At 65.6% G+C, this 14300-nt stretch carries 13 protein-coding genes; 5 read left to right on the top strand and 8 right to left on the bottom strand.

The features are described 5' to 3' along the window. Positions 1–75: 75 nt before the first annotated feature. The 5 genes from mobF to ON27_RS36380 all read right to left on the bottom strand — a co-directional run bounded on the left by mobF (position 76) and on the right by ON27_RS36380 (position 5774). Positions 76–1563: a MobF family relaxase gene (mobF, locus tag ON27_RS36400; protein WP_043738100.1), complete on the bottom strand. Its 1488-nt coding sequence runs from the start codon at positions 1561–1563 to the stop codon at positions 76–78. Positions 1564–1988: 425 nt separating this feature from the next. Then, a complete protein-coding gene (locus ON27_RS36395; RefSeq protein ID WP_043738098.1) occupies positions 1989–3305 on the bottom strand; it encodes a PIN domain-containing protein in 1317 nt (438 codons plus the stop codon). 77 nt (positions 3306–3382) lie between these two features. Then, on the bottom strand, positions 3383–4708 hold the full coding sequence (locus tag ON27_RS36390; RefSeq protein WP_157227800.1) for a zeta toxin family protein: 1326 nt from the start codon (positions 4706–4708) through the stop codon (positions 3383–3385). Continuing rightward, positions 4705–4989 carry a hypothetical protein gene (locus ON27_RS36385; protein ID WP_043738093.1) on the bottom strand — a complete coding sequence of 95 codons (285 nt, stop codon included), beginning with the start codon at positions 4987–4989 and terminating at the stop codon, positions 4705–4707. The genes ON27_RS36390 and ON27_RS36385 overlap by 4 nt, the downstream gene beginning before the upstream one ends. Further along, positions 4986–5774: a histidine phosphatase family protein gene (locus tag ON27_RS36380; RefSeq protein ID WP_174377919.1), complete on the bottom strand. Its 789-nt coding sequence runs from the start codon at positions 5772–5774 to the stop codon at positions 4986–4988. The genes ON27_RS36385 and ON27_RS36380 overlap by 4 nt, the downstream gene beginning before the upstream one ends. A 546-nt stretch (positions 5775–6320) precedes the next feature. Here ON27_RS36380 and ON27_RS36375 point away from each other — a divergent pair. From ON27_RS36375 to ispG, 5 genes are read left to right on the top strand one after another with little or no spacing between them, the layout of a single operon-like run. Next, the gene (locus ON27_RS36375) at positions 6321–7400 is read left to right on the top strand and encodes a polyprenyl synthetase family protein (protein WP_051047418.1); all 1080 of its coding nucleotides are present in this window, start codon (positions 6321–6323) and stop codon (positions 7398–7400) included. A 15-nt stretch (positions 7401–7415) separates the two neighbouring features. Continuing rightward, positions 7416–8537, top strand: coding sequence for a terpene synthase family protein (locus ON27_RS36370; protein ID WP_169334576.1), 1122 nt, complete (start codon positions 7416–7418; stop codon positions 8535–8537). Continuing rightward, the gene (ispH, locus tag ON27_RS36365) at positions 8534–9505 is read left to right on the top strand and encodes a 4-hydroxy-3-methylbut-2-enyl diphosphate reductase (RefSeq protein WP_051047423.1); all 972 of its coding nucleotides are present in this window, start codon (positions 8534–8536) and stop codon (positions 9503–9505) included. The genes ON27_RS36370 and ispH overlap by 4 nt, the downstream gene beginning before the upstream one ends. Further along, positions 9502–11343, top strand: a complete 1842-nt coding sequence (locus ON27_RS36360) for a 1-deoxy-D-xylulose-5-phosphate synthase (protein WP_083888078.1) — start codon at positions 9502–9504, stop codon at positions 11341–11343. The genes ispH and ON27_RS36360 overlap by 4 nt, the downstream gene beginning before the upstream one ends. 2 nt (positions 11344–11345) lie before the next feature. After that, entirely contained in the window at positions 11346–12461 is a 1116-nt protein-coding gene (gene ispG, locus ON27_RS36355) for a flavodoxin-dependent (E)-4-hydroxy-3-methylbut-2-enyl-diphosphate synthase (RefSeq protein ID WP_043738141.1), read from the top strand. A 96-nt stretch (positions 12462–12557) separates the two neighbouring features. Here ispG and ON27_RS36350 read toward each other — a convergent pair whose 3' ends face one another. Genes ON27_RS36350 through ON27_RS36340 form a run of 3 tightly spaced genes read right to left on the bottom strand, consistent with a single transcriptional unit; the run spans position 12558 to position 14226 of the window. Continuing rightward, positions 12558–13400 (bottom strand): helix-turn-helix domain-containing protein, encoded by an 843-nt coding sequence (locus ON27_RS36350; protein WP_043738089.1) that lies wholly within the window; start codon positions 13398–13400, stop codon positions 12558–12560. Beyond that, the gene (locus ON27_RS36345; protein ID WP_051047417.1) at positions 13397–13942 is read right to left on the bottom strand and encodes a DUF6879 family protein; all 546 of its coding nucleotides are present in this window, start codon (positions 13940–13942) and stop codon (positions 13397–13399) included. Before ON27_RS36345 ends, ON27_RS36350 begins: the two co-directional genes overlap by 4 nt. Next, entirely contained in the window at positions 13930–14226 is a 297-nt protein-coding gene (locus ON27_RS36340) for a hypothetical protein (RefSeq protein WP_051047416.1), read from the bottom strand. The genes ON27_RS36345 and ON27_RS36340 overlap by 13 nt, the downstream gene beginning before the upstream one ends. Positions 14227–14300 lie beyond the last annotated feature (74 nt).

Genomic DNA, 14300 nt, shown 5'->3' with positions numbered 1-14300 from the left:
CGTCCTGGCTGCCATTGCGTGTCAAGGCAGAGCTGCTGAGCCGAATCATGCTCTTCGCGGCGCTTGAGCTGTCGGTCAGGCGCGTCGGCGGCGGCCAGGACCACTGTCGTGGAGTTCGGTGGCGGTGTCGGCGACCTGGACCACCAGATTCGGCCAGTGGTGAGGTGCGATCATTCCTCGAAGATTGCGCTCCGCTTCCGCACGAAAGTGGTGCGGTTGAGCCGGGTCGTGTGATCGCGCAACGATCATTGCCACCTGTCTGGCGCGGACAGCGATCCACCGTGAATCGATTGCCGCCCTCGACGGCGCAGGCTGAGAGAGAACGCCTTCGATCATCTTCTGCACCGCGTTGTCACCCCCAAGCGCCGTAGATGCCTCGCGCATCCAGTCCGCGCGCCGATCGGTCGCGCTGCGCCGAACATAGGTTTCTGGTCGCGTGATGAGAGCCGCATGCGCCATAACCTTCGCCGTTCGTGCGGGGGTAGTCGGGATGTCGCTGGGCACGGTGAATTCATCGTGCCTGGACTCCACCTCGGAAGTGATCTGTGCGTGCCGACGGGACCACAGCCGTCGCAGCTCTGGATCGACCCCGGCGATCTCACGCACCGGCCGCTCGGTCGCGCCGGCGTCGCGGTCGAGGAAGACCAGCCCCAGCCGTTGCTCCAAGTGATGCTCGATCCGAGTGTTGTACACCTCGCTGGCGGCGACATTGTGGCGGTATATCAATCGTCCATCCAGAGCTCCCCACTGTTCATCGGGTCGTCGAACTCGGTTGGCGACGAACAGGTGGGTGTGCTGGCTGGGGTCGCCAGCCAAGGAGTCCGCGTGTTCCACTGCGAGCGCGACCAATCCGTCGGAACGCACCTGACGCGTCCCTCCCTCGATCCGGGTGAACGCAGCGAACTGCTCGAGATAGTGCAGTGCGTCAGCGACCGCCGCGCGGTGCGCCGCTTCGATCTGTTCAGCGACATCCATGGGCGCCACCGCGAGCAAGGCCGAAACGCTTTTCACAGGGTGGCAGCGGAGTTCGTAGCCAGCTGTCGCCTTCCGCGGTGGACGCGAGGCGACATGAATCCAGCCGGATATCTCCCGGTCGGTGCGCGGGGGCCTGCCGTGCTCCTTTTCGAACATCTGCTTCGCGACCACCAGACGGATTCGCGTGCGCTCGGCCCTTGGCACTGTCGCGTACTCGGCGCGCCCCATGGCTGCGTTCCACTCGGCGTACCCGCGGGCGCATTCACGACGGAAGCTGAACTCTTCCTCAGCGAACTTTTGAAAAGCCTGCCCCAGTCGGGCTTGCACCATGGCGTAGCGGATTGCGCAGCGGATGTCGACGCCGATCCGGAGCTGCTGGCTCATCAAGTCGTCGATGATCGCGTCGGCGTTCGGATGCATTCCCCGGCCGAACAGATAGCGAATCTGGCTGTCTGTCGCCTCCGCGCCCGCGGCGATGCCGAGTGCGGCAAGTCCTGATCCCCACCACCGGGTCGGCTGGTCGGACCTGTCGACTTCTTCGCGGATCCGGGTCAGGCCGATCTCCGCCGATAGTTTATGCAGTGACATCACAGCCGGGACGGTACGGAGAAATTCGCGATGCGGAACTGCGGGCCGCACAGACTGTGTGCTGCTGTCGAATTTCGCACCTTCTCGTGGGGCCGTCTATAGGCGCGTGTCCCACCGCGGGCAACGCACGAACAGAACCCATTTGGCGGTTCTTATCCTCGGTTTCGTCGGATCGTCGCGGTCACGGCGGTGCAACACTGCATCGTTGTCGCGGGGACGCTTTCACTGGCAGGCCGATCGCCGCCGCGCGCTCTGCAGCCGTGTCGGCCGGAGCTGATTCCAGTGTCGCACCTGAGGTGTCAGTCCGTTGTGTCTCGGATGCGCGGCGCCCGAAGGCCAGAGGCGGTTGCGACGCTGCACAGCGAGATCCGAGTTACTCCGCGCCCGGGGTGCATATGTATCTGCAGCGCGGCGACCTGGATGAGTTATGTCTGGTGGCCAGCATCGTTGTCGTCCCCGGCGCCGGAATCGTCAGTCGAGTTGTCCTGCTCATGTTGCGGCAACAGCGGGTGTGGCAGGTGTCCGATGAGCTGGCTGGGATCGATGGCGTTTCTCGTGACTTCGGTGATTGCAGAGTAGTCGATTGCATCGCCGATCGAGTCGCGCATGATCTGGGTGACTGCGGAGCTATCGAAGAGGTCAGAAAGGTCGATGTGAAAGGTGGTCTTGCGTGTGTTGCCCGCTCGCCTGCTGCGTCGACGCTTCCAACGTCCGCGGTCCGGGTCCTCGGGTAGGGCCTCGATAGAAGTGACTGTCAACGCTTCCATTTCATCTGTGGCGGTGACCCGCAGGATTCCTGAGATACGCAGGATTTTCGAGTGCTCCCGCGTGGCACCCGCTTGGTCGACTGCCTCGATGTCGACCTCGGTATCGAGTGTGAACCGCGCTGTCCAAGCGTCGCCGCCGCGGCCGGCGGCGTCGGTAAGCAGCCATTCTGTGAGTGGCTTCTCCGCACACCCCACCACCTCAGCTGCGGATGCGAGGAAGGGCAACGCGACCGATGCAGGATCCACCTGGTAGCCGAGCATTCCGTTGACCAATAACTCCCACGCTCGCCCTTGCGCGAAACGGGCGGACCGCTCCCGCAATTGCTGCGGTGTCAGAGGTGCGCACTCGGAAGCGAGGTGCGCTTCCAGAATATCGAGCTTTGTGACGTAGCGAACGCGGTCAGCAAGTCCTCGCTCATGCAGTTCCCGGACCAACGACGGTTGCAATTTCGCGGGCACTGCGTCCGAATCGATTTTCTCGGCGCCGAAGTCCCCGGTATTGGCGCTCCCCAGCCACACTTCCTGGTCCGGATGGCGTTCGGCGATGTCCAGCAGAGTGAACCAGATCAAGGTGTCGCGGTAGCCGTCCTTGGATTTGACCGTGTATGGCGGAATAGTCTCGGAGGCGCGGCGGGCGATCTCCATATGCGGGATCGCGGGGGTTGGGACAACTTGCACCCCCGCCTCACCAAGCCGTGCGGTGAGCCACTCGTCGAAACCAGCGTTGTGGGCATCGAGCGTCTTCTTGACCGTATCTCCCAGCTCGGGAAGGCCGAACCTGCCCAAGCTCTCCAGATGTTTCCGTAGTGCTTGTATGTCGCGACGTACGACGTTGATCGTCTCCATCACCACCACCTCTGCGGTCATCAGCTGCAGCTCCCAGTCGGTGGCGTGTTCGATGAGCGACTTCCAAGCGGCGCTGGACAAACCTGGGCAGCGACACACCGCGTTCGTGTCGACGACGATGATCGGCATGGCCACCACGCTATCCGTCGAACTCGTGTCGCCGGCCGTTCTCGCCCAAACAATCGGCTTCGCCGGACGGGTGGATGTCAGATCGCGCTGATGCCCTCGCCGTTGTCCGCCTCCACGATCGTGGGCTGCGCCGTCGGTTGGTCATGCGACTCCTGGCCAGGTGGCAACGCCGCAACAGGCAGTGCTGCGACGGCCGCCGACACGGCGGCCAGCAGTGCCGCGGATTGCGGCTCGCGCGCTGCTGCATCGTTCGTCGAGGACGCGGTGTGTTCCGCGACGGTATCGAGGCGTTCGGCGCTATGGCTTCGCCGAGCGATCTCGGTGAGCAAACCGGTAACCATGCTGGTGGCTCGGTGCTGCGCTGGCCCATTGGTGGTGTCGGCCCAGTTGGCCAGTGTCACCGTGAGTCGCTCTGTCAGCTCGGCGGTCGACATTTGACGCCATGGCGACACGGGGTTGTCACCCGGAATCTGAGCGCGGAGGTTTTCGGCGTGCGCCACCAGTTGCCGCCACACGCGAGGTTCGCCCGGTAGCAGCGGGATGGCCTCGTGGGCGACCCGGTGAAGTGCTGGAAGTATCTCCCGCGGCGCCCGCAGGATGGTCACTGCCAGTTGTGTGGCGAAGGCAAACGCCTCGTCAGGTGGAAGCGGTTGTTGCTGCGCTCGCTGGATTTCTGCGACCAGCCGCCGCTCGTGTTCGTGGACGATTCCTCCGACCGGGATGCTGGTCATGTACACCGCGAGTGCGTTGCGGCGTACGACGGCAGCGAAGTGGCCGAGCCCTTCTTCGAAGAACGCGGCGGCCCGCTGCACCCCGCGGCGAGATATCTCGTGGGTTTCGGAGGAGATCCGCTGACCGTGTCCCCGTCGGAGTACCTGGTCGGTGTAGCGAGCCAGGACCCCGTACTCGCTGAGCGCACCATGCACGGCGACGAATACCGCTTCGATGCGGTACGGCGTTACGCCGGCGGGCAACTCGGCATCTTGGATTCGTCGGCAGATGTCCTCGAACTCAGCAGGGCTGGCCGCAGCGGACTCGAGCAGGATGTCGGCGTGACGCGCAAGCGCGTAGTCCTGGGCCTGCCGCCACCACAGTTCTCCGTCAGGGCGTACCAGCTGATCAGCCTCGGTGGGTCGCTCGGACTGCCAACGGTTGTAGTCGGGGTGGAATGGGTTGTAGAAGTCCATGTTGATCCAGGCGACCCGGCGGTTGTTGCGTTCCAGAGTCTCCCGGATCAGCGCGGTGATCGCGGTCTTACCGGCGCCTGTCTGCCCGACGATCATCACAGCGACAGGCGTCGAGCGTGGTGTCATCGACGCCAGATACGCGGGCACGATCTCCTCTGTGAAGATGCGCCGGTTCTCCTCCAGTGGCAGCTGCCCTTCGGGCAAGGGCGCAGTCACGCTTCACTTTCGAGGTCGGCGCGAATCTCGTCGCACATTCGGTGCGCGGCGGTGATACCGGAAGGATCGGCTGGAGACAGGTCATGCTGGCAAGCTGCCAGCTGCCGCTGGTACATGCGTAAGGTCTGCGCCCGCTCCACACCGGCCCCTGACAATGCCGCCGACACTTTCGCCAGGGTTGCCAACACGTCATCGGATGCGGCTTCGTAGCTTGTGCCCCACTGCCCGTCGTCTGGTAGGGGTTCGAGGCGGGAGACGATCGGATCGTCGTCGCGGTTCATCGCTTCACTTCCTCGGGAAGGTGATCGGTGTTCGACCACTCGGTGACGCGGAGGCGACCGTCGTCGGATTGCCACCGCGAGATCGATCCGTTCGATACCACGTCCAGTTCTGCGGGTGGCAGTGCGCCGACGCCTGCTGCTATCTGCCGGACCGCCGCTGCTACGGCATCATGGGCGATCATCAGCACCCGTATGGCCCCGCACGTGCGGTCCACTTCATTGAGGATGTCGCGGATCCGGAGGCACACGTCAGCCAAGGACTCCCCGCCGGGCGGCCGGTAGAACCATTCACCGACTCGATCGCGACGTTCGACCTCGTTCGAGGCGATCACACGGATCGCTGCGGGTGGATGCAGCTCGAACACACCCATTTCACGGTCCCGCAGTCGTTCGTCGATCAGGGTGCGGACCGATCCGGATCCTGGATTGATCGCTTCTGCGGTGCGCGCCATCACAGCCCAGGTCTGGCGTGCTCGCAGGTAGGGCGAGCACACAGTCAGCTGCGGCCGTTCCGATTCGTCGAGTCCGGCCAGCCAACCGCCCAATGCGACGGCTTGCTCGTGCCCCAGCGAAGACAGTTTGACCTCCGCATCCCGCCCCGGCAGTGGTAGGTCGGTGTTCGGGCTGGCGAAGGCGACATTCGCGGTGCTCTGTCCATGCCGGATCACACGCAAGTCGGTGATGGCGTACACCGGTGCGATGCCGTCGATGAGGTTCGGCACAGGCACCGACGGGCGTTCGGATTGGTGATGGCCCGAGCTGAGCCCACCGACCGTCGATGTCATGGTTCATCTCCCTGATGAGCAGCGTGTCGAAAGCTTGCCTCGTCCAGAATGCCCTACGGCACAGACACATTCGATGACCCGCGCGGCGAGCCGCTGATAGCGGTGGCCCGAACCTGGGCCTCAACCGCTGCGGACGGCCCCAGGTCGGCGAGGATTTTCAGATCAGAACTTGCGATGCGGCTTCGCTGACGACGTTGCCAGGCCTCACATGATGTGCCAGCGCAGGCTGACGCGACCAGGAGATGTCTGCAACCACCACAGGGTGTAGGCACACCACGCGTGGGTGGCGGCAGAGGATTCGGCTTCCGAGCGGCAACGATGACGCCATGACAGACGACTCCGGCTCAAGGTGGGGCACCGCTGCGGCTGGTGGCGGTACTCACTGCACGTCGGCTGACTGCACTGCGCCGACGGGCACAACCGGCTACGTGCTGCGAATCCGTGACCTCACAGACAGAGTCCACGTGCTCGTCGACCCTCACGTGTTTATCGATCGGCCGACCGCGACCCAACCTGCTTTCATCCGAACTCACTCTCTGGAGAACCATGAGCACCATCGACCCGGTCCGTACTCGGCCCGCCACCATGACGCAGGGGACACCTGCGGATGTTCTCCCCACGGATGCCAGCGATTTGCTCAGCGAGGCGCGCGCCGTGGTCGCCCCGGCATTGCGCCTGTGGGTCGCGACGCTGCCCTACACGATCCGGCGCATCGCCAACTACCACTTCGACTGGACCGACCACGACGGCAGCCCCAATTCCGGAGGCAGTTGGGGTAAAGGGCTACGCGCCGCGCTCGTGCTGGCCTGCGCGCGGGCAGTCGGCGGCCAGACTGCGGCAGCGGTGCCCGCCGCGGCCGCGGTCGAACTCGTACACAACGCCAGCCTCATCCAAGACGACGTCTTCGACCAGGACACCATGCGACGCCACCGGCCCTCGGTCTGGGCCGCTTACGACCCCGCAGCGGCCGTGCTCGTCGGCGATGCGTTGTTCTTCTCCTCGATCGAGGCCCTGCTCTCCTCCCCGCATTCGGTTCCCGCGATCGGCACGTTGATCGATGTCGTGAAGCGGCTGCTCGCTGGTGAGCGCGCCGACATCGAGTTCGAATCCCGCCGGGATGTATCGCTGCCGGAGTGCATGGCGATGACTGCCGCCAAGACCGGCGCACTGATCGAGGGTGCCTGCGCGCTCGGCGCGCGCTACGGCGAGGCCACCCCCGAGCAGATCGGAGCGCTCGGTTCTTTCGGCCACCACCTGGGCATCGCGTTCCAGCTGGTCGACGACTATCTCGGGATCTGGGGTGTCGAAGGCGTGACCGGCAAACCTGTACTGGCGGACCTGCGGCGGCGCAAGAAGAGCCTTCCGGTGGTGGCCGCATTGCAGGCGCGTACTCCGGCCGCGACCGAGCTGGCGAGTTTCTATTTCGACGAAGGGCCGATGACCGACGCACAGGCCATGCGGGCCGCGAGATTGATCGAGCAGACCGGTGCTCAGGACTGGGTGCTCGCTGAGGGTCGGACGCATGCCGCCAAGGCCCTCGAAAAACTCGTCGAGGCACGCCCGACAGTTGAGGGAAAAACACAGCTTGCTGCGCTCGCCCGCCTCGTCACCGATCGCTGCGCCTGAGCCCGGGAGGACTGCATGACCATTCCGCACACCATCGACGTAATCCCCGACCACGTAGACACTGCCGCGCACCCGACCGGGGGACTCACGGTGTACTGCCCGTTTCCCCTCCGCTCCCATCCATGCGACGTGCGCGCTGTCGATGATCAAGCAGTCGTGTGGTGCCTCTCGCAGGGCGTGTGCGAGCCCGGCGCTATCGCAACTCGGATGGGGTGCGCGGCGGGAATCGCGCCAGCTCTGCCGCATGCCCCCGACTCCACCATCCTTGCCGCGACGAAATGGTTCTATCTCGGCGCGCTGCTGGATGACCATTGGGACGCCCACCCGCACCTGGAGCAGAACGTCGCGCACGCCGGCACCCTTCATGCGGTGATGACCGACGGCCCCGAGGTTTCTCTGCCACCCGGCGATCGGTGGGCGGCCGCGCTGCAGGACTTACGTGGCGAGCTCGAGAGCGTGCTGACCGACACCGAAATACTGTGGTTTCGTCTGGAATTCGCGGCCTGGTTGAACGGGCAGTTGCGCTACACCGCGTTGCAGCGACAGGCGACGCCGCCGACCCTCAGCCAGTACATGCAGACTCGGTGGGCGAAATGTGGTGTTGGCACACTGCTTCCGTTCACCCCGGCAACCATGGGCTGCGAGGTGCCGCTACGCATCCTCGACGACCCGCCGGTGCGGGCATTCGTGAAAGCCACGATGATGGCCACGGTTCTGCTCAACGACCTCTACAGCGTCGCCAAGGAGCAGAGCGCCGGGACCGCCACCACGAATCTGATCGCTGTCCTCACCTTTCACCATGACCTCGATCCGGCTACCGCGGTGACGGAGACTTGGCGACTGTACGAACGGACCGTGGCGCTTGCCTGGCATCTGCAGCGCCAGCTGCGCACGGACCCGCGGCCAGCGGTCGCGCGGCTGGCGCTCGACCTGCCCAACTGGATCCCCGCTGGCATTCACTGGGCGGCGACAACCCCCCGCTACCACGAGCGCGCCGGCGGCACGCCAACGAACCCTGCTCCTGCACAGGTGGTTCTTTCGCACACACCGGCATTGGCCGATCCGGATGACCTGACACCACCGCCGTATCCGGAGATCGCCGGTTGGTGGAAGTACGCGACCAGCGGAAGGCGATGATGAGCGAGACCACCACTGTGCTGCTGGCGTCGCCGCGCAGCTACTGCGCGGGCGTGGAGCGGGCGATCGAGACCGTCGAGCGTGCTTTGGCGCACGCCCGTGGCCCGGTGTTCGTCCGCAAGCAGATCGTGCACAACTCCCACGTCGTCGCCACCCTCGAGGCACGCGGCGCCATCTTCGTCGAGGAACTCGCGGATATTCCCGACCCTGCGCCGGAGGATGCCACCGTGGTCTTCTCCGCACACGGTGTGTCCCCGGCCGTGCGCGCCGAAGCTGACCGCCGCGGTTTGACGGTCATCGACGCGACCTGCCCCCTGGTTCGCAAGGTCCATCATGAAGCCGAGCGATTCGCCCGCCGCGGCGATCGAATCGTCCTGATCGGCCATGCCGGGCACGAAGAGGCGGTTGGAACGCTCGGGGTGGCGCCGGACGCCACGGTGCTCGTGGAGACAGCCGAGGACGTGGCCTCGCTCGAGCTGCCCGATGACAGCGGGGTGGCGGTGCTGACGCAGACGACTCTCGCACTGGACGAGACCACCACGGTGATCGAGGCGCTGCGAGCCCGATACCCCGGGTTGAAGGAGCCCCCGTCCGAGGACATCTGCTACGCCACCACCAACCGGCAAAACGCGGTGCGCGCAGTCGTCGACGACGCGGACGTTCTGCTGGTCATCGGTTCGCGCAACTCCTCCAACTCCCAACGCCTCGTCGAGCTCGCTCGCCGCTCAGGCACCGCCGCCTACCTGATCGACAACGCCGGAGACATAGACCAGGCGTGGCTCGAGGACGCCGAGACCATCGGCGTGACCGCCGGCGCCTCCACCCCGCCCGAACTGGTCGGCCAGGTCGTTGAGCAACTCCGCGCCCGCGGTCCCGTGGTGGTGGTCGAGCGCGAGATCACCACCGAGACGATGCGGTTCGCGCCGCCCCGACAACTGCCGATCGCCAGACAAGAAGAGATGTCATGACCCCGCCACACGCCGCGCAGGCCACGACGCCGGGTGTACTGGCTTCTCTGTCGGGACCACAGGACATAGCCCTTCTCGACGCAGCGCAGTTGGGCGCGCTGGCCGACAAGGTTCGCGCGCACATGATTCGAGAAGTGACCGCCACGGGCGGACACTTGGGAGCGTCCCTCGGTACCGTGGAGCTGACCATCGCCCTCCACCGCGTTTTCTGCTCCCCTGACGACCCGATCCTCTTCGACACCGGGCATCAGGCGTACACACACAAGATCCTCACCGGCCGCGGCGGGCAATTCCATACACTCCGCAGGCGCAATGGGCTGTCGGGATATCCGAGCCGCGCCGAATCGGTGCACGATTGGATCGACCACTCCCACGCCTCGGTCAGCCTCGCCTGGGAGCACGGCATCGCCGCCACGCTGGACCGCTCGCGCGACCACCGTGTGGTCGCCGTCATCGGCGACGGCGCACTCACCGGAGGTGTCGCATGGGAGGGGCTGATCAATCTCGGCTACACCGATCAGCCCGTCGTGATCGTCGTCAACGACAACGCACGCTCGTATGACAAGACCGTCAGCGCACTGGCAACACATCTGGCGCAGCTCCGCCGCGGCGAATCACACGCTGGAAACCTGTTCACAACGTTGGGATTCGCATACCTCGGCCCGGTCGACGGGCACGACATCTCGGCCACAATCGAGGCGCTGCAGCGCGCGGCCGCGATGGGCCGACCGGTCGTGGTCCATGCCGTGACCGAAAAGGGCCGGGGATATCCACCCGCCGAAGCGGATGAGGATGATCGGATGCATGCGGTCGGCGCAATCGACCCCGCTACCGGTCGACCACTGGCACCAGCCCAGCCGACGTGGACCGACGTGTTCGGCGCGGAATTGCTGTCGATCGCCGACAGTCGCGGCGACGTCCACGCTCTCACCGCCGCGATGCGACTGCCAACCGGGCTGGGCCCGATGTCGCGCACGCATCCGGACCGGGTTCATGACTTCGGCATCGCCGAACAGCATGTGGTCGCGGCGGCGGCCGCGATGGCCAGCGTCGGCCGGCACCCCGTGGTCGCGATCTATTCGACGTTTCTGGCGCGCGCGTTCGACCAGGTCCATCTCGACGTCGGCATGCACCAGGCGCCAGTCACACTGGTGCTGGACCGAGCCGGGATCACCGGACCCGACGGTCCGAGTCATCACGGCCTGTCGGACATGGCGCTGCTGTCCTGTGTCCCCGGCATGCAGATCGCGGCGCCGCGCGACCCCGCCCGTCTGCGCGAACTGCTGCGCGAAGCGGTCGAGATTCCCTCCCCGACCGCCATCCGCTATCCGAAAGCCGCAGTCGGCGAAAATATTCCGGCAGTGGCGCAGATCGACGGCATCGACATCCTCTTCCGCAGCGCACATCTGCCCCTGGATGTGCTGATCGTCTCTGTGGGCGCACTGGCTGACCAGTGCCTGCGCGCGGCCGCGATTCTCGAAGCGAAAGGCTGCGGATCGACCGTCATCGACGCGAAATGGGTATGGCCGCTCAACCCCGGACTGTTCACCCTCATTGCCCGCCACCGCATCACATTGAGCGTCGAAGACGGCATCGTTAACGGTGGCATCGGGGGCCGCCTCGTGCAGGCGGTGAGCGAACGGTCACCACGCGCCGCAGCCATCCGAGCGCTGGGGATCCCCACCGAGTACGTGCCCCACGCCACCCGGTCCCAGCTTCTGGCCCACTACGGGCTCACCGGCGAGGCAATCGCGACCGACTGCGTGGCATTGCTGGAGGCGCTGCCCGACCAATCCCCAGCGGGCTCGGTGCCCGCCGACACCTGGAGTGCGCCGTGAACGTGCATACCCCGGTCATTCTTCCCATCCCAACCCCGCCACCGCCGACGCTGCACCCACGACGAAAGACCCGACAACTCCGCGTAGGCACCGTCGGCGTGGGCTCCGACTCCAGAGTCTCTGTCCAGTCCATGACGACGACCAAGACGCATGATGTGAACGCCACCCTGCAGCAGATCGCGGAGTTGACCGCGTCGGGGTGCGACATCGTGCGGGTGGCGTGTCCGCGTCAGGAGGACGCGGACGCGTTGGCCACGATCGCGCGGAAGTCTCAGATTCCGGTGATCGCCGATATCCACTTCCAGCCGCGGTACATCTTCGCAGCCATCGACGCCGGGTGCGCGGCAGTGCGGGTCAACCCCGGCAACATCAAAGAGTTCGACGGCCGAGTCAAGGAAGTGGCAAAAGCCGCAGGCGCCGCAGGGATTCCCATTCGTATCGGCGTGAACGCCGGCTCGCTGGACATGCGGATGATGCAGAAGTACGGCAAGGCCACACCCGAAGCGCTGGTGGAGTCGGCGCTGTGGGAGGCGAGCCTGTTCGAGGAACACGGCTTCGGCGATATCAAGATCTCGGTCAAGCACAACGACCCGGTGATCATGGTGGAGGCATACCGCCAGCTGGCCGCGCAGTGCGACTACCCGCTGCACCTCGGCGTCACCGAGGCGGGCCCGGCCTTCCAGGGCACGATCAAATCCGCCGTCGCGTTCGGCGCGCTGCTGGCGGAGGGCATCGGCGACACCATCCGGGTCTCGCTGTCCGCGCCGCCCGTCGAGGAGGTCAAGGTCGGCGGACAGATCCTGCAATCGCTGAACCTGCGCCCGCGCAAGTTGGAGATCGTGTCGTGTCCATCCTGCGGGCGTGCGCAGGTGGATGTGTACACCCTGGCCAATAGGGTGACCGCGGGCCTGGAAGGTATTGCGGTGCCGTTGCGGGTGGCTGTGATGGGCTGCGTCGTGAACGGGCCTGGCGAGGCGCGCGAAGCCGACCTGGGCGTGGCCTCCGGCAACGGCAAGGGCCAGATCTTCGTCAAGGGCGAGGTCATCAAAACCGTCCCGGAGGCCCAGATCGTGGAGACGCTCATCGAAGAGGCGATGCGCATCGCCGAGGGCGCGTAGAAACCATGACGCCCTCGACTCGCTCGCCCCGGTACTCAGCGCGACCAGTGACCGTGCGCTGAGTCGGGGCCGGGCACCGCCACCGACAGGTTCAGGTCAGCTGTCGTCATGGGTGGCAGCGGCGATTTCGGAGATAAGCGCGGTGGCGGCGGCGCCGTGCAGCGCCAAGTCCTGCAGAAGCACGAAGACATCGTCATATATCGCAATTTCGGAGGGACGCGTGACGGTGAGTTCGGCGCTGACCGTTTCGACCATGACGCTGTCGCGGTCGAACATGATGAATCCGTGGGAGGCGACGAGCGAGTTCGCGGCCAATGGGAGGATCGCGAGTTCGATGCGGGGGTTGGTGGCGTGATCCAGCAAGGCATACAACTGCTCGCGCATGAGCGCAGGACCGCCGATGCGCTGGTGTAGGGCGGCCTCGGCGATGATGAACACGAACCGTCGCTGTGTGCGGAGGATCTTCTGACGAGTCATGCGGATGGCCACGGCTTCGTCGACGTCGTCCCGCCCTCCGGGAATCACGCCTCGGCAGGCGGTGAACACCGCTGCTGCGTAGTCCGGGGTTTGAAGTAGGCCAGGGATCACCCAGGTCTCGAACCAGCGGATGCTGCGGGCACGATGCTCGATGTCCAGCGACTGGCGTTGCCGGTGCGCGCGGCCTCCGGCGATGATGCGCCGCCATTCCAGGTACATCGAGCGAAGATTGCGCAGGTTGGCGATGAGGTCGTCGTAGACCATCATGGCGTCGGTGGCGCGGCACCACGCGAGCAGGTCGTCCTCGCTGGGCTGTTGGTGTCCGTGCTCGAGCCGCGACACCTTGGCCGGATGCCATCCGCAGGCGGCGGCGAGTTCTTTGCCGGACAGGCGCGCGTCGCGACGCAGCTCCCGCAACCGCGCTCCCAGCGCCGCGCGCGCCTGTCCGACACTGCTGCTCACCGGGCCGCGTGCTCCGATCTGCGGTAGTCGGCGTGATCGATGCCGTGGCGCCACAGCCGATGCCACGCCTCGGTGCACACCCGGGCGATGGCAGGGTCGGTGGTGACCGCGAGCCCAGCCGCGTCCCCGGTGTCGTCGATGGTGTTGAACGCGACGGTCTGTTCATCGAACAACCAGTAGTCGTCAGCTGGCACTTCATCGGCGAGGTGGCGTGGCAGCCACCTAATCTGCTCCCCCGCCGCGGCATTGGGTGCGCAAGCATCCACCAGCCAACGGGTGTACTCGGTGTGTGGCACGCTGACCACTCGCACCCGTGCAACGGTTACGCCGCGAGCGGTGGTCTCAGTGACCAGATCGCACCACTGTCGCCCCCCGTCGGTTTCGATGATCTCGCCGGTTTCCCGCCATCGCTTGAGGGGTGCATATTCGTCGGGGACCTGGTAGGAGTCCTGCACTTCGAGGTGTACGGCGGTGGACCGAGCCGATCGGAAGAACTCGGCGTAAATGCCTTGCCCCGCGAGTTCACCGGTCACTGCGCGCATCGCGGCACCTCCACGGCGGTTTCGTCCGGGTCGAGTGTGAGTCGCGTGCGAATGTCGTCGGTGATCCGGTCCCCGGCGATCAGCACGACGCCAGGGGTGGTCGTGGTTTCGACGTTGAGAGTGAGTCCAGGTTCTGCCCAATTCAGCAGCGCATGCGGCACCAGCACCGCGTTGCCATCGCGTGTGGCGATGCCCTGCACGATGAGGGTGCCGCTGTCGGTGGCGTACAGAGCTGGGCAACCGCCATCCTTCGATCCGGATCCGAGTAAGCGCAACGCGGCCATGGGCAACTCCAAAATTGCGTTCGAGTAATGACTACAGCTGCGATCGTCGCAGTCTGGCTACCGGATTGCAGGAA

The organism is Nocardia asiatica NBRC 100129 (assembly GCF_000308415.1).
Classification (GTDB): Bacteria; Actinomycetota; Actinomycetes; order Mycobacteriales; family Mycobacteriaceae; genus Nocardia; species Nocardia asiatica.
The sequence above is the reverse complement of the archived record's forward strand: the minus strand, read 5'-3'. Positions and strand labels throughout refer to the sequence as shown.